The sequence below is a fragment of the Clostridium sp. DL1XJH146 genome, assembly GCF_054819755.1.
The window spans coordinates 62,850-87,871 of record NZ_JBTVVN010000007.1 but is presented as its reverse complement, the minus strand read 5'-3'; the positions used below and the strand labels follow the sequence as shown (position 1 = coordinate 87,871).

General features: G+C 29.0%; 20 protein-coding genes and 1 pseudogene. 14 read left to right on the top strand and 7 right to left on the bottom strand.

Going from position 1 to position 25,022, the window contains the following annotated elements; translation table 11 throughout:
• Window positions 1-258 precede the first annotated feature (258 nt).
• The 5 genes from ACVHXK_RS05305 (at window position 259) to ACVHXK_RS05285 (ending at window position 8,492) form a co-directional block, all read left to right on the top strand.
• Window positions 259-1,383: a DEAD/DEAH box helicase gene (locus ACVHXK_RS05305; RefSeq protein ID WP_461205326.1), complete on the top strand. Its 1,125-nt coding sequence runs from the start codon at window positions 259-261 to the stop codon at window positions 1,381-1,383.
• Between the two features lie 744 nt (window positions 1,384-2,127).
• Window positions 2,128-4,980: a hypothetical protein gene (locus tag ACVHXK_RS05300; protein ID WP_461205325.1), complete on the top strand. Its 2,853-nt coding sequence runs from the start codon at window positions 2,128-2,130 to the stop codon at window positions 4,978-4,980.
• A 355-nt stretch (window positions 4,981-5,335) separates the two neighbouring features.
• Entirely contained in the window at window positions 5,336-5,707 is a 372-nt protein-coding gene (locus ACVHXK_RS05295) for a hypothetical protein (RefSeq protein WP_461205324.1), read from the top strand.
• A gap of 455 nt (window positions 5,708-6,162) precedes the next feature.
• Window positions 6,163-7,032, top strand: a complete 870-nt coding sequence (locus tag ACVHXK_RS05290) for a DUF2971 domain-containing protein (protein ID WP_461205323.1) — start codon at window positions 6,163-6,165, stop codon at window positions 7,030-7,032.
• Window positions 7,033-7,382: 350 nt separating this feature from the next.
• Window positions 7,383-8,492, top strand: a complete 1,110-nt coding sequence (locus tag ACVHXK_RS05285) for an NAD/NADP octopine/nopaline dehydrogenase family protein (protein WP_461205322.1) — start codon at window positions 7,383-7,385, stop codon at window positions 8,490-8,492.
• Between the two features lie 79 nt (window positions 8,493-8,571).
• On the opposite strand, the gene ACVHXK_RS05280 is transcribed toward ACVHXK_RS05285, so the two are convergent.
• Window positions 8,572-9,639 carry a hypothetical protein gene (locus ACVHXK_RS05280; RefSeq protein WP_461205321.1) on the bottom strand — a complete coding sequence of 356 codons (1,068 nt, stop codon included), beginning with the start codon at window positions 9,637-9,639 and terminating at the stop codon, window positions 8,572-8,574.
• Between the two features lie 235 nt (window positions 9,640-9,874).
• Between ACVHXK_RS05280 and ACVHXK_RS05275 the strand changes: the two genes are divergently transcribed.
• From ACVHXK_RS05275 to ACVHXK_RS05255, 5 genes are all read left to right on the top strand, one after another.
• Entirely contained in the window at window positions 9,875-10,252 is a 378-nt protein-coding gene (locus ACVHXK_RS05275) for a GntR family transcriptional regulator (RefSeq protein ID WP_461205320.1), read from the top strand.
• Complete coding sequence (locus tag ACVHXK_RS05270) at window positions 10,253-11,104, top strand: ABC transporter ATP-binding protein (RefSeq protein WP_461205319.1); 852 nt, start codon at window positions 10,253-10,255, stop codon at window positions 11,102-11,104.
• Window positions 11,104-11,889 carry a hypothetical protein gene (locus ACVHXK_RS05265; RefSeq protein WP_461205318.1) on the top strand — a complete coding sequence of 262 codons (786 nt, stop codon included), beginning with the start codon at window positions 11,104-11,106 and terminating at the stop codon, window positions 11,887-11,889. Before ACVHXK_RS05270 ends, ACVHXK_RS05265 begins: the two co-directional genes overlap by 1 nt.
• Before the next feature lie 4 nt (window positions 11,890-11,893).
• On the top strand, window positions 11,894-12,544 hold the full coding sequence (locus ACVHXK_RS05260; RefSeq protein WP_461205317.1) for a hypothetical protein: 651 nt from the start codon (window positions 11,894-11,896) through the stop codon (window positions 12,542-12,544).
• A gap of 281 nt (window positions 12,545-12,825) precedes the next feature.
• On the top strand, window positions 12,826-13,509 hold the full coding sequence (locus ACVHXK_RS05255; protein ID WP_461205316.1) for a CPBP family intramembrane glutamic endopeptidase: 684 nt from the start codon (window positions 12,826-12,828) through the stop codon (window positions 13,507-13,509).
• A 92-nt stretch (window positions 13,510-13,601) separates the two neighbouring features.
• On the opposite strand, the gene ade is transcribed toward ACVHXK_RS05255, so the two are convergent.
• Together ade and ACVHXK_RS05245 are read right to left on the bottom strand one after the other, a co-directional pair.
• Window positions 13,602-15,302, bottom strand: a complete 1,701-nt coding sequence (gene ade, locus ACVHXK_RS05250) for an adenine deaminase (protein ID WP_461205315.1) — start codon at window positions 15,300-15,302, stop codon at window positions 13,602-13,604.
• Window positions 15,303-15,425: 123 nt separating this feature from the next.
• A complete protein-coding gene (locus ACVHXK_RS05245) occupies window positions 15,426-16,262 on the bottom strand; it encodes an MBL fold metallo-hydrolase (RefSeq protein ID WP_461205314.1) in 837 nt (278 codons plus the stop codon).
• A gap of 140 nt (window positions 16,263-16,402) precedes the next feature.
• Between ACVHXK_RS05245 and ACVHXK_RS05240 the strand changes: the two genes are divergently transcribed.
• Together ACVHXK_RS05240 and gap are read left to right on the top strand one after the other, a co-directional pair.
• Window positions 16,403-16,837: a flavodoxin domain-containing protein gene (locus tag ACVHXK_RS05240; RefSeq protein ID WP_461205313.1), complete on the top strand. Its 435-nt coding sequence runs from the start codon at window positions 16,403-16,405 to the stop codon at window positions 16,835-16,837.
• 410 nt (window positions 16,838-17,247) lie between these two features.
• Window positions 17,248-18,297, top strand: coding sequence for a type I glyceraldehyde-3-phosphate dehydrogenase (gene gap, locus ACVHXK_RS05235; protein ID WP_461205312.1), 1,050 nt, complete (start codon window positions 17,248-17,250; stop codon window positions 18,295-18,297).
• 135 nt (window positions 18,298-18,432) lie between these two features.
• Here the strand turns inward: gap and ACVHXK_RS05230 are convergent, their stop codons facing one another.
• The gene (locus ACVHXK_RS05230) at window positions 18,433-19,965 is read right to left on the bottom strand and encodes a SulP family inorganic anion transporter (protein ID WP_461205311.1); all 1,533 of its coding nucleotides are present in this window, start codon (window positions 19,963-19,965) and stop codon (window positions 18,433-18,435) included.
• A 253-nt stretch (window positions 19,966-20,218) separates the two neighbouring features.
• Here ACVHXK_RS05230 and ACVHXK_RS05225 point away from each other — a divergent pair, with 253 nt between their 5' ends.
• The gene (locus tag ACVHXK_RS05225) at window positions 20,219-21,367 is read left to right on the top strand and encodes a DEAD/DEAH box helicase (protein WP_461205310.1); all 1,149 of its coding nucleotides are present in this window, start codon (window positions 20,219-20,221) and stop codon (window positions 21,365-21,367) included.
• 19 nt (window positions 21,368-21,386) lie between these two features.
• Window positions 21,387-22,667 (top strand): annotated as a pseudogene (locus ACVHXK_RS05220) (DEAD/DEAH box helicase); the annotation flags it as partial.
• A gap of 309 nt (window positions 22,668-22,976) precedes the next feature.
• Here the strand turns inward: ACVHXK_RS05220 and ACVHXK_RS05215 are convergent.
• Genes ACVHXK_RS05215 through ACVHXK_RS05205 form a run of 3 tightly spaced genes read right to left on the bottom strand, consistent with a single transcriptional unit; the run spans window position 22,977 to window position 25,014 of the window.
• Window positions 22,977-23,171, bottom strand: a complete 195-nt coding sequence (locus ACVHXK_RS05215; RefSeq protein ID WP_461205368.1) for a YwbE family protein — start codon at window positions 23,169-23,171, stop codon at window positions 22,977-22,979.
• Window positions 23,172-23,200: 29 nt separating this feature from the next.
• On the bottom strand, window positions 23,201-24,646 hold the full coding sequence (locus ACVHXK_RS05210; RefSeq protein ID WP_461205309.1) for a DEAD/DEAH box helicase: 1,446 nt from the start codon (window positions 24,644-24,646) through the stop codon (window positions 23,201-23,203).
• Complete coding sequence (locus ACVHXK_RS05205) at window positions 24,643-25,014, bottom strand: arsenate reductase family protein (RefSeq protein WP_461205367.1); 372 nt, start codon at window positions 25,012-25,014, stop codon at window positions 24,643-24,645. Before ACVHXK_RS05205 ends, ACVHXK_RS05210 begins: the two co-directional genes overlap by 4 nt.
• Between the last annotated feature and the right edge of the window lie 8 nt (window positions 25,015-25,022).

Genomic DNA, 25,022 nt, shown 5'->3' with positions numbered 1-25,022 from the left:
TACTTCCATGCTACTATTTCTAATAAAATCTTCATTAAAATATTTTATTTTCATTTCTCATTTCTTTTATCTCATTGGGACATTTGTTTTATATCATTGGGAAAAAACTTTCACATACACCAAAAATATGATATACTTAGCTGATTTATTTATATATAACAATATTTTGATATCCAATAATAGTGTTAAATTACTATTATAATTAATTAGTTTATTTGTTATTATAAAAATTTACGATAATGGAAGGTAAATAAAATTATGAATTTTAAAAATCTTGGTCTTAGTGATGCCATTTTAGAAGCTCTTAAGACTCAAAGAATATCAAATCCTACACCAATTCAGGAAAAAAGTATCTCACTTATAAAAGATGGCAATGACGTTATAGCTGAAGCCCAAACCGGAACAGGTAAAACACTGGCCTTCTTATTGCCTATGTTTGAAAATATGTCTCCTGATATAGCTACCATTCAAGGTTTGATAGTAACACCCACAAGAGAGCTTGCAATCCAAATAACAGAAGAAGCTATTAAGCTTAAAGAAGCTAAAGATATAAATATATTAGCTGCTTATGGTGGCAAAGATATAGGCTCACAGTTAAAAAAACTTAAAGGCAATATTCATCTAATAATTGCGACTCCTGGTAGACTATTAGACCACCTTGAAAGAAAAACTATAAATCTTGATAACTTAAAAACTTTAGTATTAGATGAAGCAGACCAAATGCTACTTATGGGTTTTAAAAACGAAATGAGATTAATTATAGACCATACGCCAAGGAAACGCCAAACTCTATGTTTTTCCGCTACAATGAATTCAGACGTGAAAAAATTAGCCTATAAGAATATGACCGACCCCAAAGTTGTAATAATTGAAAAAGAAGAAGTTACCCTTAAAAATATAAAACAATTTGTAATCGAAACAACAGATAGAAGAAAACAAGATGACCTCTGTACTCTATTAGATGCTGAAAACCCTTTTATGGCTATTATATTTTGTAGAACTAAAAGAAGAGCTGATAAACTCGAAGAAGACCTTTTTCAAAAAGGTTATAATTGCAAAAAACTCCATGGAGATATAAGTCAACCTAAACGTGAAAGAATTATGAAAGATTTTAGAAACTTAAAAACTCAGTACCTTATAGCTACAGAAGTGGCTGCTAGAGGACTTGATATAACCGGTGTTACTCATATATTTAATTACGATATGCCTGAAACTGCTGAGAGTTACATTCACCGTATAGGAAGAACAGGTAGAGCAGGTGAAGAAGGATATACTTTCTTATTTTCAGCACCAAAAGATAAGTATATTTTAGATGAAATAGAAAAGAAAATTAAATTAAAAATACCAAGAAAAATAATTTCTTCTGACACTAATAATAACTAATCAAAAAAAGAGTTGCTAAAGTATAAAAATATACTCAAGCAACTCTTTTTGCATTACTTTATTCTTTTATCTTAATATTTAAAGTATTTACGTTCAATCTCTTATTACAAAGCTTACTATATTTTCTACCCTTTGATTTAACTAAATATTTACCAAATGGAATTGCCCATATTTGTTTGAATGAGTAGTCTTATAAACTTCTATTAGTTTAACATAATTCCATTATAAGAATAAAAACCACATACTGCGCTGTACACTCTTCCTATAATTTCATCCTCATTGTCCAAAAAAATCACTTTAGCACCACTAATAAGTTTACCATTTATATCTATTACATATCCATAAATCACTAGATTATTAAAGTTGCATTTGGATCTACTACTAGTTTTGAATTTATTACGAGTGTTTGACCTTCAACAATTGAAATTTTTTTCTTCACTTACCAAATATCCATTTTTTACAGAATGAAAATGGTATTCTGAACATGGTTCAATCTCTTGTAAAGTATATAATCCATCTTTCTGAGTCAAAGTATGATATAGCGGATTATGATTACTATCCAAAATCTTTATACGTGCAACCTCTATTGGATTATAATTTTCATCTGTTTATGATAAAATATTTTTCAAAAATTGATTTAAACTTTTTATTTATCCAAGTAACTTATTTAATCTAATCATCATATTATAAAATAGAATAAGTAGTTATTTTTTAGTTATTCAAAGAAATATAGGAGGATATAATATGGATATTTCATATATCCCAGCGACTAACACAGATATTCCAATAGAAATTATTTCTATTGATAATAAAAACAATAAAACTATTACTGTTAATTTGAACCAATCTTTTAACGGAAATGAAAATTTTGAAGTTTTTGAGACAGCTAATCCATTAACAGAGGTTGACATTACAGTATGTAACGATTCTGTTAATCCTGATGAAAACAAAAAAATTATTGTAGCTGAATCTAGATTTGAAACAGATGTTATCTATACACTTAAAATAACTAAGGATACTGAGGTTATAGCCACACCTTTTGTTGTAGATAAATACTTGATAAAACCAACAAATTCAGAGGTAACAGTTTTTGGTAATAGAATATTGAACGTCTCTTTTGAGACCCCAATTGAACATCTCGATGCAATAGATACCACTAACAATACTCTTATGAATTTTTACACCTTATTATATGATTTAGATTCAAATGTATCATTGAATACAACTCCTGAGTGGATAGGTCTTTTAACCGCTAGCCTTGATGACCCAAATGCAACAGTACCACCTAATCAAGCTACAATAAGAAGCTCTTGTGATCACAAATCTCTAGAAATTCAAATGAACTATAGAGGTCTCCCTACAGGTGATTCAGGTTTTATAATTAATTATAGTAAAACTCAAGGTGCTAACTCTCATTATTATCTACATGATTTTTCAGATGATATGGTAGTAGTTCCTTCTATGAGAAAAGAATTTTCAGTAGTCAATGATGATGTTACAGCTAAAGCTATAAGTGTAAAAGCTGTTGATCGAACCAATTTAGTTGTTAAATATGACAAAGCCGTTTTAAAAAAATACGACGAAAAAAGCGTTATTTACGTAAATGGTTCTCTTGTAACAGTAACTGAAGTAATAAGAGTAGGTAATCAATTTGATGAATTACAATATATATTAGAAACTCCACTTCCTATAGGTAAAATTGATATTACTGTAGGAAGAATTACAGATGAAAATGGCTATTTAACTGAAGAAGTTTTATTCCCAGATATTCCAATAGTAGCTGTTCCTCCACGTATAATTGACGTAGATCAATATGGAAATAGCCAAAGAAAAATCATTGTAATATTCTCTAAAGATATGAAAAATACAGATGAACTAGGTGGGGTTAAAAATCTCGACTACTATAGTATTTCTAAATTAGATGGTACTTTTGTAGCTCCAATATCTATAATATACAATATAGCTACTAAAACTGCTTTATTAGAATTAGATGAGAACCTACTAGAAGGAACTCACACATTATATGCTGATGAAATTCAAGATATGTATGGTCTTTCTATAGAACCTCAAAGTATTGATTTTGGAATTATCAACACAACAACACCTGATGTTGTAGGCGTTACCTATAGAGATTTTTCATCTACAGATGATAACGATTCAGACAAAACAATTGTAGTTATTAAGTACGACCAATCAATGGCTTATACAGGGGAACATTCTATTGCAAATATTGAAAACTATTTAATCAAAGAAAATTTATTACCTATTAGCACAACAACATTTATAATGAATGAATCAAAATGGATTAGCCTAATATTACCTGGAAATACTTCATTCTTGCCACTTAGTAGCGATCCTGCTGATTATTCTATATTAAATATCGGTTATCCTAAAATAAAAGAAATTAATTATGTAGAAAACTACGTTAGTAATATTTATCCATTGTGCAAAACTCAAGAAATTGTTGGCCCAATAGACCCAATAGATATATCCAATGGTGTTTTATCTGTTTTAACACCTGAAATATTAGAATATAAATATAGTGGTGATAATGAGTTCTACACTATAGATATAAATGATTTTACAATAACTGAAGAAACTACTGAAGGATCAATAGAACTTGTTCCTACATCACATCAATTAGTTACTACAAAAATTATTCATTTTATTTTTGTAGAGAATACTTTTGATGGTGGAAGCGTTGATATTACCCTTAAGACAAAAGACCAAGAAATGCTTTCAACAGATTTGTATGGACTAGCAATCTTATCAAACAAAGAAACATCTCCTGCTATTAATGAATTGCGTGCAAGTATAGAGGCTGTCAGCTTAGTTACAGAGACTGATACTTCTGCTGTATTAAGAATGGCATTCAACAAAGAAATAGGACATTTTATTGACAGAGATTTTGTTGGAACTCTTAATGATTCAGAAGTATTGCCTCTTTCATCATCACAAATTTTATCAGATAAAAAAGTAGTAGAAATTACTGTTTCTCTTTCTAGACCACTTGAAATGATAGACACATTATGCATTGACTTAGCCGTTACATCAAACTATATTAGAACTCAAGATATAAGTGGAAATAAAATTGCCGCATTTACTAAAAAAGAAGTTACTAGATTTACAGCAGATAGCATAGCATGGTATGCAAATACAAGTCAGACTGGTTCTATAGCAGGTAGTATTTTAGAAATAGAAGTTAATTATCCTATCGAAATGACTCATCCTGGTGCTGACATACAAGCAGGTGGAGTAACATTTAGAAAAGAAGCTAATTTATCAACACCTGATACTATCACTTTAGGATATGACCAAACAATGGGTACTATAGAACTCTATAAAGTAAATAACGAAGTTCTTATAGCAAACACTGTAAATACTAGTCCTGTTACAGTTGAATTGATAGATAACAAGAAAGTAAGATTAACCTTTGCAGCTACAGAAGCCGCAGAAGTTCACCTTGAAAATCGCAATGTAAACAGCATAGATTACATTCCATATATCGATACAAATAATAATACTCTTGTAGATAAAGAAGGCATAAGATTCTTGTATGCTAATTACAAACCAACTGGTTCTGTTACCAACGTGTGAAACGTTACCTTATAAACAATTTTTTTGTGAAAAAGGTGGGATAATTAATCCCTAATTCCTACAGCAATTAGGGATTTATCATTATCCTACATACTCTTAATACTAACTAATTACGAGTGTGAAGCTAGTTGAAGTCGTAATCCATTGTGATGCGGGAGTCCTTAAAAAATTTCTACGGCTAGGATACGAATCCATGTCTGAAGTAGATTAATGTATTTTAAATTATTGTTGGATTAATTTATAAACTTTTATATTAAATAATAAAAGTGAATAGATACAATTTTGGCTATTAAATCTATTCTCCATTAATTTGTATAGTGGGAGCCTAAGGAAATTAAAATAAGGGATAGATAAAGTGAAACGAATGTTCAATTTGCAATTTTTGAAAACTGATGGAAATCTTATAATTGATATTGGAGAAGGTGATGTAAACATATCTGGAGGAGATTATAATAATCTAATAATTATCGAAAGTGGAATTTCAAATGTCAGTAACGATGAATTAGAAATAACAGATTTAGCTATAACAAAATATCCAAATCAAATAGAATTGATAGATAAAAATAATATAACAAGCGACGGTGAAAAGGCTACTATAAAAGAAAACCTTAATATTCAAAGTACCTCTGAATATTCTATTGAATCTTTAGAGATGAAAAATATTACTCATAACAAAAAAAATATTATAGACCAATTAATTAATAATCTTAAAAATACTTTTAAATAGACATTTATGATTTCATAAATATGCCAACATAACTTTCTAGAAAGAATATGTTGGCATATTCTAAAATCGATTAATCTCAAGCCTAATTAAATAATTACCATTAGGCACATGCTCATTATTAATATCAATTAGTTCTATTTATATGTCCAAAACCAATATCAATAATCAGAGTTTTTTCCTCTAAAAAGTTAATTTACTTTAAATCATAGGCTGTATCCATTATGCATCTCCTTATATCTTAGCTTTTCTCTTTAATTATTCAGTATTATTTACATGTGCTAGTTTTATACATTTATTATATTATATGCATTTGTATTATAATTCGGTGTCATTTTTTTAAAACATTGCATATTTGTTTAAGTACTATTCCCAAAGCTACAAGTAATTTCATATCTTATTTATAAGGAGTTATTGTTTACCTTGTAGTCATATTTTTTCATCACTGGAGGTAATCTATGTATAACAGTAATACTTTATATCACTACACTAACCTAAATGGACTAACTGGAATTATGGACAATTCTTCCTTATGGTCAACAAGAAGTATTTTTTCAAATGATATTCAAGATTCAAAATATATTAAAAGCATATTGATTAAAGTTCTAAAATCATACACTAGAAAAGAGTATAAACCTTTTATAAAAACAATTTATCATGCCTTTGCATATGCTGAAGAAGAATGCTTGACTGCTCTAAAATGCACTAATGAAATTTTCGAAAAATATTTTATTATTAGTTTTTCCAACAAAAGAGATTCAAGATTTTTCTGGGATGCTTATACTCAAAATACTGGATTTAACCTTAAGTTTAATAAAACTGAATTAGTAAACTTTTTTAATTCATACGAACCAAATGTCTATTTTAAAAAGTTCATTAATAAAAGCGTAATATATAATGAAGAAGAAGAGATAATCATTTTAAAGAAAATAATTGAACAAGCCCTTAAATATTACAACTTTTATGGTAATAAAAAGAATAATTATTTTTTAACGCGCAATGTAATAAAAAAACTTCAGTACGAAGCTCCTTTTTTCAAACATCCATTTTGGAAAGAAGAAAAAGAATACAGATTTGCATTTTTCAGAAAATACAATGATATATCTTTAAACTCTATAAAATTCAATACCAAACCTAAGTACGAAGGAATTAACAGTAATCAAGCTTATATTGATTTACCCATAGATCTCAATCTAATACAAAGAATAATTATAGGTCCTTGTAACTATACTAATATCGATAATTTAGTATATAAATATGAATTCTTAGAAAAGTATAAATTCCAAAAATCAAAAGGTTATGGTGTTGTAAGAAAGTTTATTGTATAAATAAGCTTTCTTTCTTATATTAATAATTTTTACTAATACAAAATGCAAATTACTATTTAAGTATCCTGGCATTCGAATTATTTCTTTCATTTTAATGAATATTCCCTATATTTAAAAAATTATTTTGAATTTTTCTTCTCCACCTTGTATAATAATACTACGCAGTATTTAAAACACGTCAAAATACTTTTGTTTTTTTCTATAAGTTTCTATACTTTATATAATTTCTATGCTTTTGTAAGATTTTCATTGAGGCCTGATATTCTTATACGAATATTCCCACTTTATAGCAAGAATAGTAAACATCATAAATAATACATGACAAAACTTAATTCAAAGGAGCGAATACTATGATAAAAAAAATAGCAATTATTGGTGGCGGAAATGGAGCTTTTGCAGTTGCTGCAGACCTATCTCTTGCAGGTTATGAAATAACTTTGTATGAAGATGAAAGATTCAAATCTAATATTCATGAACTTATGGTGACAAAAAAACTAACATTAACCGGTGTAGGAAAGACAGGAGTAGCTAATATACATAAAGTAACTACGGACCTAGAAGATGCCCTCAGCGATGTAGACTTAATTATGCCTGTAGTACCTGCTTATGCATTAGAATCCTTTGCTAATAAAATTGCCCCCTACTTAAAGAAAGGAGCTAGAATTATCTTAACTCCCGGCAGTACTGGTGGTTCACTTATAATTTCTAAAATACTTTATGAAAAAGGAAAACTAGACGGGATTAAAATCGCTGAAATGCATTCATTACCTTATGCCTGCAGAAAAACTAGTCCAACTAGTGTTAATATACTTCTAGAAGTTAGCAAATTATATTTTGCAGCTTTCCCATCAAAGTATAATGAAGAAATGCATAAAATTGCAAAAGAACTGTATCCCTCTATAGAATTAGTTAGTAATGTACTTGAAAGTTCATTAAATAATGGTAACCCAATCTCACATCCAGCGCCAGTAGTATTAAATGCAGGAAAGATTGAGCACTCCAAAGGAGAACATTATCATTATAGAGAAGGTATTACCCCTTCTGTTGCCCGTGTTAATGAAAAAATTGATATTGAAAGACAAAAAATATGTGAGAAATTCGGATATAAAACTGTTGAAGCAAAAGAAAGACTCTTCTTGATGGGCTATGTTCCTAAAAGAGATACCTTGTACGAATCTTATAGAGATAGTAATGCCTTTAGTCCGTTAAAAGGTCCTAAAGATTTGAATGATAGATATTTAACGGAAGATACTCCATGCTCAATGGTTGCATTAGCAAATATAGCAACCTTAGTAAATGTCAAAACTCCAGTTATGAATTCTGTTATTACATTAGCATCCACATTGAAAGATGAAGACTACTGGGAAAAAGGCACTACTCTTGACACTTTAGGATTAAAAGATATGAGTGTTGAAGAAATAAAAGACTTTTTACGAAACGGATATAACCTGCACAATTAATGCTATTTTTTTTAAAAACACCCTATAAGTAAGACTATAAAAAGTCTAATTTATAGGGTATCTTTTTATTATATCTTTTTTAATTATCACCTTTATCTAATGTGTCTCTTTGCAATGCACCATTTGGTGAAGGAATATTATTAATATCAACTTTATTAATCTCACAATAATATTCTAAAAATTCGCTTGCAAGTACTTCATCTGAAGTGCCTCTTTTAATTTCACAAAGCTTTTTAAGAATTTGAGCTGACTGAATATTTGTTAAATACCTATGTAATCCACTCCCAAGTACAATTCTTTCAGGTTTATTTGGATTAAAATAATAATCCCAAAATTTTAATTTCTGAGCCTCTTCAAGTGATAATTGTATTCTATATTTAGCATCAGCTTCTACATATCCTTCATTCCTAATATCCCCTTCATAATTCTCACCAACTAGAAATAGGGCAAATATAAATCTATCTTTATCCTTGGCTTTAGGTAATCTTGTTGTAAGCATAGCTAAACTGTTTATTCTAACATTTTTCAGCTTCATTGGTTTCCCCTTATTGACACCACTTTGAGTAACCCCTGCATAAGCACGCCAATTTTTTAACATTTGGCTTTCGTAGCACACAAAACCATTTTCCTCACAAAAATCTAAAAGCTCTTTTTTAGTTATGTCCCCTTTTCTATACTGATAACATAATGACTCAGGGTCTTTGCACCAAATATGTTTTGCTTTACTTACATTATATTCAATAATTTCTTCACTACAAACACCACTATAACCAATATTTTTTTCACTTCTACCACCATCACAGTAGTTACACTTAAAAGCTATATTACTTTTATTCTCTTCTTTTTTAGAACTTTTCTTGCTTTTTTTAGCATTACTTTCTTGCTTCAGTTTTTCTTGTTCTTCTTGTTCTTCCTTAATTCTTCTCTTTTCTGCTTCTTCTTCAGCTATAATATTCTTATCTTTCTGAATTTCACTAAGAATCGATTTGTTTTCTATTTTTAGGAATCTACCAAAAACAGATGGATAAAGAAATTCCTTCTCCTCATTGCTATCATCAAATAATACTTTAACACGATTATTTGCAAATGCTATTATTATGCCTGTTCCAAAAACTTTATGTTTTACTCTTTCTCCACAAAGTTCCATATTAACACCTCCTGTAAATATTTCATAATTCATCATATTTATATAAGTATACAAATCTAATACTTACACAAAAATATCCTCTACTAATAATATACCACATATTCAACGTTTTTTTTGTTATAATATGTAAATAAACTATACTTCTTTTTTTTCAACTTGTATTGACATATAATTTCAGGAGTGATATTGTATATATATGATATATACAATATGCAGTTTCAAGAGAGGTGAATAGATGAATATTACAATTGATTATAGTAGTAATTTACCCATGTATGAACAGATAAAAGTAATTTTAAAAGAAAATATTCTATCAGGTAAATTGAAATATAACGATCCTCTTCCTTCTGTTCGTAATCTAGCAAAAGAATTGAATGTTAGCAATATTACTACAAAGAGAGCTTACTCTGAACTAGAGAAAGAAAATCTAATTTATTCTGTTTCCGGAAGAGGAACTTTCGTGAATAATCCAGATATTAAAAGATTAAAAGAAGAAAAAAGAATAACTTCAATAGAAAACTACAAAAGAGAAACTTTAGAATTAAAAAAATTAGGTATAAAAAAAGAAGAGATTATTAATATTATTAAAAAAGTTTATGAGGAGGAAAAATAAATGGATAATATATTAGAAATTATTAATTTAACTAAAGAATATGACAATTTCAAATTAGATAAGGTAAATATATCCCTAGAAAAAGGATCAATAATGGGTTTCATTGGCCAAAACGGTGCAGGAAAAACAACAACTATAAAATTGATTCTAAACGCTATAGGTAAAAATTCTGGTCAAATAAAAGTCTTTAACAAAGATAACATAGACGATGAAGAATATGTTAAAAGCTTAATTGGGTATGTCCCTGATGAGGATTATTTCATATTAAATTCTACTCTTAGTAAACACGCAAAAGCCCTTAAAATTTTCTACGAAAACTGGGACGATAAAATTTTTATAAGCTATGCTAAAAAATGGAATCTTCCTTTACATAAAAAAATAAGTGGATTTTCAAAAGGGATGAAAACTAAAGCAATGATTGCTCTAGCCTTTGCTCATAATCCTAAACTCCTTATTCTAGATGAACCAACTGCTGGTCTTGATCCTGTTGCACGAATAGAAGTATTAGAACTTTTAAGAGACTTTGTTGAGGATGGAGAAAAATCAGTATTTTTCTCTACTCACATAACATCAGATTTAGATAAAGTGGCTGATTATATAACTTTAATCAGCAGAGGGAAAATAGTAGACAGCCTCTCCATAGATACCCTAGAAGAAAAATATGTCCTTTTGAATGGTTCTTTAGAAGAACTTAAAAACTTAGAAAATGAATTTATTGGTATTAAAAAAGGTGAATTTTCCTTTGAAGGTTTAATTCTAAGAGAAAAAGCTGATAAATACTTTAATACTCTTAAAGGGACTAAACCTAATATTGAAAAATTCCTAACCTTTAACATATGGGGTGAAAAATAATGAAAAAAGTACGTAAAATATTTAAGGCTTATTTAACTATAAATCCTAGTGGTTTCAATGATGCTTTCCTAATAATAAATTTTCTTTATATAGTAGTCACTATTGGTAATTTACATATTTTATCTCTAGAAATAAATGATTATATAAATAATAATAATGTTTTGTTTGATAACTCCATATTTATACTTATTATATTTATTGTAATTCCTATATTTACTAGTCGCTCTTTGTACAATGATAATTCAAACAAAAACAAATGTTATAGGAATAATCTTTCTAGTTTTTTTACCCCAATTCCAATAAAACAAAAATATATTATTAGTTGCAATTTTATTCTTTTAGTATTATCCTCTGCAGCAGGACTAATCATAACTTTATTCTTTTTGATAGTAAATATTTTTATAGTGCAAACAAACATGATTTCTGCATATACTGGCTTTTTTGTTTTACTATTCATTTTTACATTTTTATTATTTTCTTTTCTAACTGGTATAGACTCTGTTAATTTGAAGAAAAACAAATTGATTAGGCTATTACCTAAAATTTTACCAATATTTCTAATGTGCCTAGGTATTTATAATTTAATTACTCCTTATGCAGAACCTAATACTATAGTAACTTCTGAAAATATGTACACCGCTCTAGGTCCTGCATTAGCACCATTGTTTAAGTCTTGCAGATTTTTCGGTGGTTTGCAAGGTTTACTTTTACTAATAATATCAATTTTTATTGGCTACTATTTATGCTGCAAACTTCCACTTAAAATTTTAGAGAAAGAAGGATAGCTGAATGAAAAAATTACTCGAAAATTATATAAAACTTTTAAAATTTAATGGCTTTTATAAAACATTCTCTTTGATTATTTTCATAATATTTCCTGCTATTTTTAGCTTCTTTAAGTCTGATGTTAGTACTATGTTAGAAGTACTAATTATCAGTACTAACTGTACGTTTTTTTTAATGATTTTTGATGGAATAAGCGCAGAAAAATATGTTCAATTATCAATGGTTCCTTTTAAAACTAGAGATATTATCAAACTTATATACTTACATACTTATATCATCTTATGTACAAGTATTATCTTTGTTATTGTTATTAATTTTATAAATCCTTTAGGGATTTTGTTAGAATACTTAACTTATATTACAGCTTTATTATTGTCAGCAAATATAGTTTTTCCTTATTTTGCATCTACAGAATTAAAACTTAGCTCTAGTTACTCAGATAAAAAAACTTCTTTAGTTCTAGGTAGCGTCCTTATCACATTGTCTATACTCATCACTTGGTTTATAATAAGAACTATAATTTTTAATACAAATCCTTCTATTTATTTTTACTTTATGCTTTCACTTATATTGCTAAATACTCTAACTGCTATTTTAACACTAAAAAAATCTTACAAAACTACCTTTAAAAGAGTACTGGGGTATAATTCATAGTTCAGAGCTTTTATTATAAAACTTTTTTATACTTGTACTCAAAGTTACACGCAAAGACTAGTTTTACCCATATACAAATAAATGTATGAGCTAAAACACTATGATGAATCTAATAAGACAAACCTCAAATATGCTATAATTATACTATAATGATGAAGATCCAATATTCCTTGGATAATCTTTATTTCAAGGATTTCCGAGGATGAGGAAATCCTCCTTCATTGCAAACTGCACATTGAAAATTGCACATTTTTATTAATATTTTAGAAAAGGAGCAACTTATGAAAAAAAATCTATTCGTCATAATTACATCTATATTAGCTTGCATTATTTTATACTTTGTTGAACAAAGCATTGGTGTTAGCTATTTACTTAAAACTACTCTTAAAATTTTACTTTTTGTTTCTATTCCTTTTATTTACTATAAATTTGTAAAAAAAGAAAGCTTCAAAAACGCATTGAAACTTAATAAATTCAAGAAAAAAGATTTAACTTTAGGTTTAACACTTGGCATTATATCTTTTATAATTATTTTAATTACTTATTTTATATTAAAAGACTATATAGATCTAAATAACATAATGGATGAACTTCAAAACAAACTAAAAATTACACCTATAAGTTTTATTTTCGTAGGTCTTTATATAACCCTTGGAAACTCGTTTTTAGAAGAGTTTTTCTTTAGAGGGTTTATATTTCTAAACCTTTATGAACTTGGCTATAAAAAGCTAGGCTACATATTCTCTTCATTCTTATTCGGACTATACCATATTGTAATCTTTAAAAGTTGGTTCTCATTGCCTATCACTTTACTAGCTCTTTTTGGACTTATTAGCGTAGGTTTTGTTTTTAACTTTTTAGATACTAAATCGAAAAACCTATTGAATTCTTGGATTGTACATGCACTTGCCGATAGCGCCATAATACTAATCGGACTAAAAATGTTCTTTATTGGAATAAATTAAATATATTATATAAAAAACTATGGCATTAGCTATAGTTTTTTATATTTAATAGATTTTGTGTGAAATTCTCCACTTCTTAAGTGGCGAGTAGTTTACGATCTAAAAACGTCTATAAAACAACCTTTTCCAAAATCATATAACCCTCTAGTGGTTATCTTTAATTCTGGAATAACAGATAGAGCCATGAACCCTAAAGTTAAAAACACATCTGAATTTTTACCGCTATCTTTATTTATATAATTATTCATATTGTTAATCTTACTTATTAAGCAGCTTGGGTCTTCATATGTCATCAAACCTGCAATTGGCAAACTCAATTCTTCGATTACTTCCCCATTAGATACTAATACGATACCACCCTTAATATCTATTAATCTATTTACCGCCATTGCCATATCCTTATCACTTTTCCCCACTACTATTATGTTATGAGAATCATGGGCTATAGTTTGAGCTATTGTACAATTTCCGATATCAAGGCCCTCTATAAATCCTAAGGCTTTTTTACCCGTACCCTTATGTCTTTCTAAAACCCCTATTTTATATAAATTTTCTTCTTTTAAATCTTCTATATACTTCCCTTTGCTAGATACTTCTCTCAAAACCTTTTCTGTGACAATAGATTTTTCAAGCACTTTAATAGTATTTATCTTTTCGCCTTTTACTTCTATTTTAAATAAATCTTCTTCTACTTTATCAATATTCATAGAAGATTTAATGTTCATTTCTGACGAAGCAAATGACTCACCCTCTATAGTTCTATTGTCCTCTATTTCTTTTCCTTTTCTTATTATCTTATTAATATTTATATCCTCTAAACTATCAAATATTAAAAGATCTGCCATATATCCCGGTGCTATTGCTCCTTTATTACTAATACTGTAGCAATTAGCTGCATTGTAAGATGCTATAATAATTGCTTTTACTGGATCTAATCCTAACTTAATAGAAAGCCTTACATTGTAATCTACCGAGCCTTCATCTACTAAATCATTTATGTCCTTATCATCAGTACAAAATAGGAATCTGTGAAAATTACCATCTTTTACAGCTGGGAGAAGTTGTTCTAAATTTTTCGCAGCAGAGCCTTCTCTTAGCATTACATACATACCTCTTTTTATCTTTTCTAAAGCTTCCTCTGGTTTTGTACACTCATGATCTGTTTTTACTCCACTTAATATATATTTATTTAAATCTTTTATACTTATATCTGGACAGTGACCATCTATTGCATAATCTTTAAAAGCCTCTAATTTAGCCTTCATATCTTTATTTGAATTAATAACAGCCTGAACATCCATTACCTCTCCAAGACCTAAAACAGCATCATATTTTTTAAATTTCTCTAAATTCTCAGCTCTCAAAATAGCTCCATTATCTTCAGTAGGTACAGCTGGTACACAAGATGGCAACATAAAATATATATCAATATCGCTATTTTTAGAGTTTTCTATCATAAATTCTAGTCCAGTTTCTCCTAAAACATTAGCTATTTCATGAGGGTCCGCTATACAAGTTGTTACACCCTTACTTAATAGTATTTTAGAAAACACTTCTGGAATAACTTTAGAAGATTCTATATGAACATGTGATTCAATAAAAGCTGGGGATATATATAACTCTGAACAGTCTATCTCTCTTTGTCCTATATACTCACAAGCTTCACCAACACCAATTATTATATCTTTTACTATTGCTACGTCTCCTTTATATATACTCCCGTCAAATACATTTATAATATTTCCATTTTTTAAAAGCAAATCAACTTTTTCATTTCTTAAATAATTCTCCATATACCCCCCTGTTTTTAAACATTTACTAATTTTTATTTTTTTAATATCAATAATATCACAAAAAGGTATACAATAACAACAAAAAAAGTGGCAAAGCCACTTCTCTATGAAACATTATTTCCTTTAATATTCTAATACTAACCCTACGCCAACTTCTTCTACATTTGCAATCTTTGATAACTCGATTTTTGATTTCAAGTCCGTACAATGACAAGCATGAAGTCTCTTTATATTATTTTCTTTTATATATTCACAAGTACCTTTAATGGTTTCTTCTGCTGGATTAAGCAAGTGAAATCCACCTATAACATCAATAATTCTTTCATCATTACAGACCTTTTTCGAATATTGTATAATATTACAAATACCCGAATGAGAACAACCTGTTATAATCACCAATCCTTCTTTAGTTTTGTAAACCATAGCAGAATCATCTAAAACAAAATCATCTATTTCATGATCCTTATATTGAACCTTCCCTATTGGTTCTCTGTTTTCAAAATCATTTTTCCTCTCTATTTCTCCAAGAAAAACTAATTTATCAGTTATCCATAGTGGCTCTTTACTTAAATTCATACTAAAATGCTTACTCAATTTTTCTTCTGTAATCATAGACCCTATTTCTACTTCATCATCCATTCGTTTTTCTAAAAATGCTAATGGGTGAGCAATTAGGTTTGGCTTTTTACAATCTATTTTTTCTATAGCAGCTTCTGTATATAGTTTAATCAAATCCAATAATCCCAGTGTGTGATCAATGTGTCCATGTGAAATAACTACTGAATCTACAGTTTTTAAATCTATTTGCATCTTTTGTGCATTTCTAATAAATGCATCTGAATATCCTGCATCAAATAAAATATTAATATCCTTATCTTGTATAAAATAAGATACCCCCGGTTCTCCATAAAAATATCGATCTATAAATGTATTATTATCTAAAAGCACTGATAATTTCATTATCCCATCTCCCCTTTAAAACTAGTATATATGTTGAATATTTTACAATCAAGCATAATATTTGTACATAATTTTATTTAATTCTATAATTAATACTATGTGGATAATTAATACATTCTAATAATTAAAAGGAGAAAGAAATGAAAAAAATTATTTTATGTCCAAAAAAAACTGGCAATACTTATAATGTTTGTTCTTATATTTCAGAAAATACCGACTTCGAAATTATGGTGATTGACGAAAACAGTAAAATAGAGATAGAAAAATACGATATTATTTTACTATCATCAGGAATTTATGCTAATAAAGTGCATAAAAATATTGCAAAATGGATTAATAATATTGATACACCTGAAAAAGAGATTGGTAAAGTATTTTTGCTTTTAACTTGGTTCGGTAGAGGTAACTCAGATTCTGCTGCTTTTAATCAAGTAAAAACCTTATTGAAAATCAAAAAAATTATGCTGCAAGAAAACTATTCCAAGTGTTTTGGACAAGGTATGGGTTTTGTAAGAAAAAATCACCCTGACAAAACTGATAAAGAAAATATATTAAAATGGGTTAAAGAATTATAATAATTTACCTCTCACAAAATCTAAGAAACAACTAAAACAGGAAAACTGAATAACACTAAGCCTACATCTAGAGAATAATTATAACAATCCTATTTTCCAGATGTAGGCTTAATTTTTAATGAATTATTCTTATTTATATATTATATACCTCCACTTATTTCAACACCAAATTCCATATGTTATATACCTTCTAAAGCTGTGTAATTATACCAAAATAACTACCAATGCACTTTTTTACTAAAATTATAAATATATTTACGTTATACTATTGACTTCTTTATTGTGCAATGTTATAAATATATACGTGGTATTTAAACACGTGCATATACTATATGCTATATATTATATGCTATATATTATATGCTATATGATTATATATTAAATATAAAAACATTTAGGGGGTAATATTAATGTCTATTAGAGTTGCTATTAACGGATTTGGCAGAATAGGAAGAACCGTAATGAGAATCGCTGAGGAAAATTTAAATCATGATATCGAAATAGTAGCATTAAATGCTAGAGCAGATGACAAAACCTTAGCACACTTATTTAAATACGATTCATGCTTCGGAATATTTAATGGTGAAGTAGAAACTAAAGAAAACATCCTAATAATAAACAAAAAAGAAATAAGAATTTTCAGAGAAGATACTCCTGATAATTTACCATGGAAAGAACTTGGTATTGATATAGTTATAGAATCAACTGGAATATTCAAAACAAGAGAATCCTTAATGGGTCATATTAAAGCAGGAGCAAAAAAAGTAATACTCACAGCACCAGCTAAAGAAGAAGATATTACAATCGTTATGGGTGTTAATGAAAACGATTATAATCCTTATAAACATACTATAATTTCTAATGCTTCTTGCACTACAAATTGTCTTGCTCCTATAGTAAAGATCCTTGACGACAAATTTGGTATAGAAAAAGGGCTTATAACTACTATTCATTCCTATACAAATGATCAAAAAATATTAGACAAAACTCATAAAGATTTAAGAAGAGCTAGGGCAATAGGCACATCTATTATCCCAACTACAACAGGTGCTGCAAAAGCAGTTGCTAAAGTTCTTCCTAATTTAGAAGGTAAACTTAATGGATTAGCATTAAGAGTTCCTACACCAACTGTATCAATTACTGATTTGGTTTGTGACCTTAGGAAAAATGTTACTGCAGAAGAAATAAACAATGAATTTAAAAAGTATTCAGAAAAAGAAATGAAAGGTATCTTAGGGTACTCAGAAGAGCCACTTGTTTCAGTAGACTATAAAGGTGATTCTAGATCTTCTATTATAGATGGACTATCTACTATGGTCATAGATAATAACATGGTAAAAATAGAAGCTTGGTATGATAATGAATGGGGATATTCTGCTAGAGTAATAGACCTTCTCAACTTTACTGCCTCACATATGAGAAATAATAGACATGCTGCAGTATCATCAGCAGCAGTTTAGTAATAAGCAGCCAAATAAATTATTTATCCTAACCTTTTAAAATCAAAAACAACTAAAACAAGATTATCTCAAACTAACAATCATGTTTTAGTTGTTTTTTCTTTTCCTTATTGAGTATTAATTTTCAAACTAAATTTATGCCAATACATCATCTGCAATATGATATTTAGGGTCTTCAATTATATTTACTTCAACTATAGCATCTGCATCTTTTATTAACTGATAACATTCACTACTTAAATGTCTCAAATGCAGCTCTTTATTAAGCTTTTTATATTTTGAGGTTAATGTATTTATAGCTTCAATACCTGAATGGTCAAAAACTCTTGCATATTTAAAATCAATAATGACTATATCAGGGTCATTTTTAATATCAAAAGCTTCTACAAAATCACGAGATGAACCAAAGAATACAGCTCCTCTTATAAAATATTCTTTATTCCCCTTCTCATTTATGCAACAGTCAATATCAATTTTCTTACCTTTTTTCCAAGCAAATACAAGTGCTGAAACAATAACTCCAACGGCTACTGCAATAGCTAAATCTGTAAAAACCGTAACAATTGATACTAAAATAATAACGAAAGCATCTGTTTTAGGTATATTTTTCATGATTATAAAGCTTTCCCACTCAAACGTACCAATTACAACCATAAACATTACACCAGTAAGAGCTGCTAAAGGTATTCTTTCTATAATACCTGACCCAAACAATATGAATAATAATAAAAATAATGATGCTGATAATCCCGACAACCTTTTGCGACCGCCAGATTCAATATTGATCATGCTTTGACCAATCATTGCACATCCACCCATACCACCAAAAAACCCTGTAACTATATTAGCAAGTCCTTGTCCTATACATTCTTTATTCCCTCTTCCTCTTGTCTCAGTAATTTCATCCACAAGTGTTAACGTCATAAGAGATTCTATAAGTCCAATTGCTGCAAAAATCAAAGAGTAAGGCAATATTATTCTTAAAGTTTCTAAATTAAATGTAACATTAGGTATACTAAACTGAGGTAACCCACCTTTAACCTTGGCTATATCTCCTACAATTCTTGTATCTATCCCTAAGATATTCACTAACAATGTTACTGTTGCAATAGCCACTAAAGCTGCTGGTATCGTTTTAGTTAATTTAGGTAAGAAATAAATAATTGCCATAGTTAATGCAACTAAGCCAATCATTATCCATAGTTGTGACCCTACCATCCACTGCAATTCTCCATTTACTCCATCTGTCTTAAATTGACTTAATTGTGCTAGGAAGATAATAATTGCAAGTCCATTAACAAAACCTAACATTACAGGTTGAGGAATAAATCTAACAAATTTACCTAGTTTCAATAGTCCAACTATAATTTCAATAATTCCCATTACTATTATTGCTAAAAATAAGTATTCTACACCATGCGAAGACACAAGTTCTACCATAACAACTGCCAGTGCACCTGTTGCCCCTGAAATCATACCAGGTCTTCCACCAAAAATTGATGTTATAAATCCAATTATAAATGCGGCATATAAGCCAACTAAAGGTTTTACTCCAGCTACTATAGCAAAAGCTACTGCTTCCGGAACTAAAGCTAATGCAACTGTAAGTCCTGAAAGTACCTCATTCTTTACATTAGTTTCCTCACCCATCATTTGTTTAAATATCATACACTACCTCCAATTTTAATAATGTCGCAAGCACTAATGTTATCATAAAAATCTCATATAGTCTATGCTAATTAACTCAGTAGTTTATATGTTATTATTTTCTATTCTTAATATCAAGGTTATTATGAAAAATATTCCTATATAATTGACAAATCCTTACGTTACCTATAGAATTAATGATTGACTAAAGATAAAACTTACATATAAATTTATGTTAAAATAAATAATCTATATAATGAGGAGAATTAAAATTATGAACACTTTTAAGGAATTGAATATAAAAGAAAATTTAATTGACGGCCTGAAAAAAGAAAGTATAGTAACCCCCACACCAATTCAAGCAGCCACAATATCTCTTATACTAAAAAATAAAGATGTTATTGCTGAAGCTGTTACTGGTAGTGGAAAAACTCTCGCTTACTTACTCCCCTCTTTTGAAAAAATCGATACAGGTTCAAAAGATTTGTACACAATAATTCTTGCACCTACTCATGAGCTTGTAGTACAGATAAATAACGTTATTAAAGACCTTTCTACCCACTCAGGAATTTCTGTAAGGTCAACACCTATAATTGGAGAAGTAAATATTAAACGTCAAGTAGAAAGCTTAAAATCAAAACCTCACATTGTTGTCGGTACACCTGGTAGAGTACTTGAACTAATTAAAATGAAAAAAATCAAAGCCCATCAAGCAAAAACTATAGTCATTGATGAAGCAGATAAATTGTTATCTGATAATAATGTTGAATCCGTTAAATCTATAATAAAAACTACTCTAAGAGATCGACAGTTACTAGCTTTCTCAGCCTCAATTAGCGAACAAACTAAGGAAAGAGCTACAGATCTTATGAAAGATCCAGAATTAATAAAGCTAGCTTACGAAAAAGTCAACAATGACATTGAGCATTTCTACATTACCTCTACTGTACGCGATAAAATAAATATACTAAGAAGCTTAATTCATGCATCTAAACCTAAAAAAGCTATTGTTTTCATAAATAAAAATGAATTAATTCAAGAAATGGTAGCAAGACTTAATTATCATAAAATTGACGCAGTTGGAATCTTTGGTAATGCAACAAAAGCTTCACGAAAGAAATCATTAGACGCTTTTAAGAATGGTAAATCAAATATTCTTGTTTCTTCCGATTTAGTAGCAAGAGGCCTTGACCTTCAAGATATAACACATGTTATCAATCTTGATATGCCAGCCGACTTAGATGAATATATACACAGGGTTGGTCGTACAGGTAGAGCCGGCAAAAAAGGTACAGCTATTTCAATTATCACTGAAAATGAAAAATACTTTATTAAAAAAATAGAGAATTCAAATAATATTGTGATATCACCTATAAAATTATATAAAGGTAAGTTAATTACTAATAAGATTTATTCCAAATAAAAAACACAAAGGAGAAAAAATGTTATTTGAGAATTTAAATATTATAAAACCTATCCAAAAAGCTTTAATAGACTGTGGGTATACAGAAACAACACCCATACAAGAAAAATCTATTCCTCCCTTACTAGAAAAAAAAGATTGTGTAGGTTGTGCACAAACAGGTACTGGTAAAACTGCTGCTTTTGCTATTCCAATATTACAAAATCTTTACACAGAAAAATTGAACACTAGAGGTCCTAGACCGATTAGAGCCTTAATATTAGCTCCAACTAGAGAACTTGCAATTCAAATAGGCGAAAGTTTCACAGCTTATGGTAAATATACTAACCTCAAAAACCTAGTAGTTTTTGGTGGTGTATCACAAAGACCTCAAACAGATGCGCTAAAATCAGGTGTAGATATACTAGTGGCAACCCCAGGAAGAATGCTTGATTTATATAATCAAAAGTTTATTAATTTAAAAAATGTAAGCCATTTTGTCTTAGATGAAGCAGATCGTATGTTAGATATGGGTATGATTCATGACGTAAAGAAAATAATAGCCCACATACCTAAAGATAGGCAAACATTATTATTCTCTGCAACTATGCCTGCAGAAATTACAAAATTAGTTAATTCCATTGTAAAAGATCCTGTAAAGGTTGAAGTAACACCTGTTTCATCCACAGTAGATACTATCACTCAAAATTTATATTATGTGAATAAAGAAAGTAAAAAAGCTTTATTAACCTATTTACTAAAAGATAAATCCCTAGAATCTGTTTTAGTATTTTCAAGAACAAAACGTGGTGCTAGTGCCCTTGCAGGCAGTCTTGTTAAAGCAGGAATACAAGCTGAAGCTATTCATGGAAACAAATCACAAAATGCTCGGCAACGTGCCTTAAATAGTTTTAAAGCAGGCAAAGTAAGAGTTTTAGTAGCAACGGATATTGCCGCAAGAGGTATTGATGTAAATGAATTATCCCACGTAATTAATTTCAACTTACCTGAAGTTCCTGAAACATATGTTCATAGAATTGGACGTACTGGAAGAGCCGGCTTTGAAGGCACTGCAATTTCATTCTGCGATGAGGATGAAAAAAAACATCTTAAAAGTATTGAAAAACTTATAAAGAAAGAAATACCAGTAATAGAAGACCATCCTTATAAATTAATCCCTGGCACTACACCAGTAGTTAATGATAAAAACACTAAAAACTCAAATAATAGAATTTCTTCTAACAGAAACTCTTCTAGTAGAAATTCCTCTAATAGAAGTTTTTCTAAAAAAAGTTCACCTAGCAACAAATCTTTTAATAAGAGTTCTTCTACCAAGAGTTCTTCTAATAAAAGTCCTTTAGGTAAAAAAACTACTGATAAAAATTCATCTAAAGAAACTACTGGCAAGAGTTATTCATCTAAGAGTTATAGCCAGAAACAAAGTTCTAATAGAAGAAAGAATAAAAATAATAATATATAAATCAAAACTCATTGAGCAAAAGACTTATCTCCTTTTTAGAAAGAAGATAAGTCTTTATTTTAAACACTATTTCGAACCATAGCTGATTTTCTTAACTTTAATCACAAAATCATAATTAATTGCTAATTGCTAATTGCTAATTGCTAATTGCTAATTCAGTATATCCTTAACTCTACCTACAATGCCGCTTTCAAGCATTACTTTGATGCCATGTGGATGATTTGGTGAATTTGTTAGTATCTTTTGAACGATACCTTCTGTTAGTTTTCCTGAACGCTGATCTTGTTTTTGAACAACGTTAACTTTTATTCCTGGTCGTAAATTTGCTCGTATGTTTCCATTCATATAATTGTCCTCTTTCATTACTTTTGTATTTACATTTCTACTTTACTTACTTTTCTAATTCTACCTTTAATAGGTTTATCTTGAAGTTCTTTAAAAACCATCTCACCTTTATTGTTTAATACTTCAACAAAGGTAGATACATCAAGCACGTTAATAATTCCTATATCCTGTGCTGTCATTCCTTTAATACTACAAAGTGTACCTACAACATCTACTGGTCTCATTTTAGTTTTCTTGCCTGCATTGATGTGTAACTTAATTATTTCTTTACTTAATTTCGCACTTTTTGTTTCTTTAATTTTAGGTTTTACACTAATTTTTCTCATGAATTCTTGTTTTGAAGCTTCTACTGTTTCCTCATCTGGTCTTTCTTTAAGAGGAATTTCTTTTCCAATATATTCATGTATTTCTTTTAAAAACTTATTCTCATTTTTAGTTACAAAAGTAATTGCTCTACCTTCTTTACTAGCACGGCCTGTTCTTCCTATTCTATGAACATATACTTCTTTATCATAAGGAATATCATAATTTATTACAAGTGAAATATCATCAATATCAATACCTCTAGCTGCAACATCTGTAGCTATAAGATATCTAAAAGAACCCTGTTTAAAACTATTCATTGCTCGTAATCTATCTTCTTGCTCCATACCCCCATGAATTTTTCCACAAGTGTATCTAGCTCTTTTAAGCTCACTATGAATATCATTTACCATTTGTTTTGTGTTGCAAAATATAATACAACTATCTGGATTTTCAACTACAGTAATATCTTTCAAAAGCTCAATCTTTTCATTTCTATCTATGATGTATCTCTCTTGCTCTATTCGGTCTGACGCTTTACTAGTGTCTTCTATTTGTATATGCAAAGGATTTTCCATGTATTTATTACATAGTTTCTTTACATCTTTAGGCATAGTTGCCGACAATAACAAGGTCATTCGCTCTTTAGGTAATTTATTTATTATACTCTCAATTTGCTCTATAAATCCCATGTTAAGCATCTCATCAGCTTCATCAATAACTAAGTATTTTACTTCTGAAGTATCAAAGGTACCTCTCTCAATATGATCTAATATACGCCCTGGTGTGCCTACCACTATATGTGTTTTTTGTTTAAGTTCTTTTACTTGCATTTTCATAGAAGATTTACCATAAACCACAGGCACTTTGAGTCTTTTAAATCTACCTATATTAAAAACATCCTCTTTAACTTGTATAGCGAGTTCTCTTGTAGGCGCAAGTACTAAAGCTTGAGGTTTATTTTCATCCCAGTCTATTAACTCACAAATTGGAATTGCAAAGGCAGCAGTCTTACCACTACCAGTTTGTGATTTAACTACCACATCTTTATGTTCTAATATTGCTGGTATGACTTTTTCTTGAACCTTTGTAGGGTTTTTAAAATTCAACATATTAATTGCTTTTAGTAATTCGCTACTTAATTTGTAATCTTCAAAGTTTTTATTTATCATCTGTTCATCTCTCTCTTTAAATTTTCTTCCCATTCTTTTTCTTTAAATCCAACTAATACAAAATCTTCTGAAACTATTATAGGTCTTTTAACCATCATTCCTTGTGAAGCAAGCACGTCAAAAATCTCCTCTTCTGTCATATTAGGAATTTTGTCCTTCATCCCTAATTCTCTATAAGCTTTCCCACTAGTATTGAAAAACCTTTTAATTGGATATCCTGATTGCTTATACCAAGCTTTCAGTTCTTCTTTTGTAGGATTATTTTCTACAATATGTCTATCTTCATAATCTATTACTTTATCATCAAGCCATTTCTTTGCTTTCATGCAAGTTGAACATTTAGGATACTGTACAAATAACATTCTAATCACCTTCC

Coding starts and splice junctions, on each gene's coding strand:
- ACVHXK_RS05305 (WP_461205326.1), top strand. CDS start 259: ATGAATTTTAAAAATCTTGGTCTTAGTGATGCCATTTTAGAAGCTCTT.
- ACVHXK_RS05300 (WP_461205325.1), top strand. CDS start 2,128: ATGGATATTTCATATATCCCAGCGACTAACACAGATATTCCAATAGAA.
- ACVHXK_RS05290 (WP_461205323.1), top strand. CDS start 6,163: ATGTATAACAGTAATACTTTATATCACTACACTAACCTAAATGGACTA.
- ACVHXK_RS05285 (WP_461205322.1), top strand. CDS start 7,383: ATGATAAAAAAAATAGCAATTATTGGTGGCGGAAATGGAGCTTTTGCA.
- ACVHXK_RS05280 (WP_461205321.1), bottom strand. CDS start 9,639: ATGGAACTTTGTGGAGAAAGAGTAAAACATAAAGTTTTTGGAACAGGC.
- ACVHXK_RS05275 (WP_461205320.1), top strand. CDS start 9,875: ATGAATATTACAATTGATTATAGTAGTAATTTACCCATGTATGAACAG.
- ACVHXK_RS05270 (WP_461205319.1), top strand. CDS start 10,253: ATGGATAATATATTAGAAATTATTAATTTAACTAAAGAATATGACAAT.
- ACVHXK_RS05265 (WP_461205318.1), top strand. CDS start 11,104: ATGAAAAAAGTACGTAAAATATTTAAGGCTTATTTAACTATAAATCCT.
- ACVHXK_RS05260 (WP_461205317.1), top strand. CDS start 11,894: ATGAAAAAATTACTCGAAAATTATATAAAACTTTTAAAATTTAATGGC.
- ACVHXK_RS05255 (WP_461205316.1), top strand. CDS start 12,826: ATGAAAAAAAATCTATTCGTCATAATTACATCTATATTAGCTTGCATT.
- ade (WP_461205315.1), bottom strand. CDS start 15,302: ATGGAGAATTATTTAAGAAATGAAAAAGTTGATTTGCTTTTAAAAAAT.
- ACVHXK_RS05245 (WP_461205314.1), bottom strand. CDS start 16,262: ATGAAATTATCAGTGCTTTTAGATAATAATACATTTATAGATCGATAT.
- ACVHXK_RS05240 (WP_461205313.1), top strand. CDS start 16,403: ATGAAAAAAATTATTTTATGTCCAAAAAAAACTGGCAATACTTATAAT.
- gap (WP_461205312.1), top strand. CDS start 17,248: ATGTCTATTAGAGTTGCTATTAACGGATTTGGCAGAATAGGAAGAACC.
- ACVHXK_RS05230 (WP_461205311.1), bottom strand. CDS start 19,965: ATGATATTTAAACAAATGATGGGTGAGGAAACTAATGTAAAGAATGAG.
- ACVHXK_RS05225 (WP_461205310.1), top strand. CDS start 20,219: ATGAACACTTTTAAGGAATTGAATATAAAAGAAAATTTAATTGACGGC.
- ACVHXK_RS05215 (WP_461205368.1), bottom strand. CDS start 23,171: ATGAATGGAAACATACGAGCAAATTTACGACCAGGAATAAAAGTTAAC.
- ACVHXK_RS05210 (WP_461205309.1), bottom strand. CDS start 24,646: ATGATAAATAAAAACTTTGAAGATTACAAATTAAGTAGCGAATTACTA.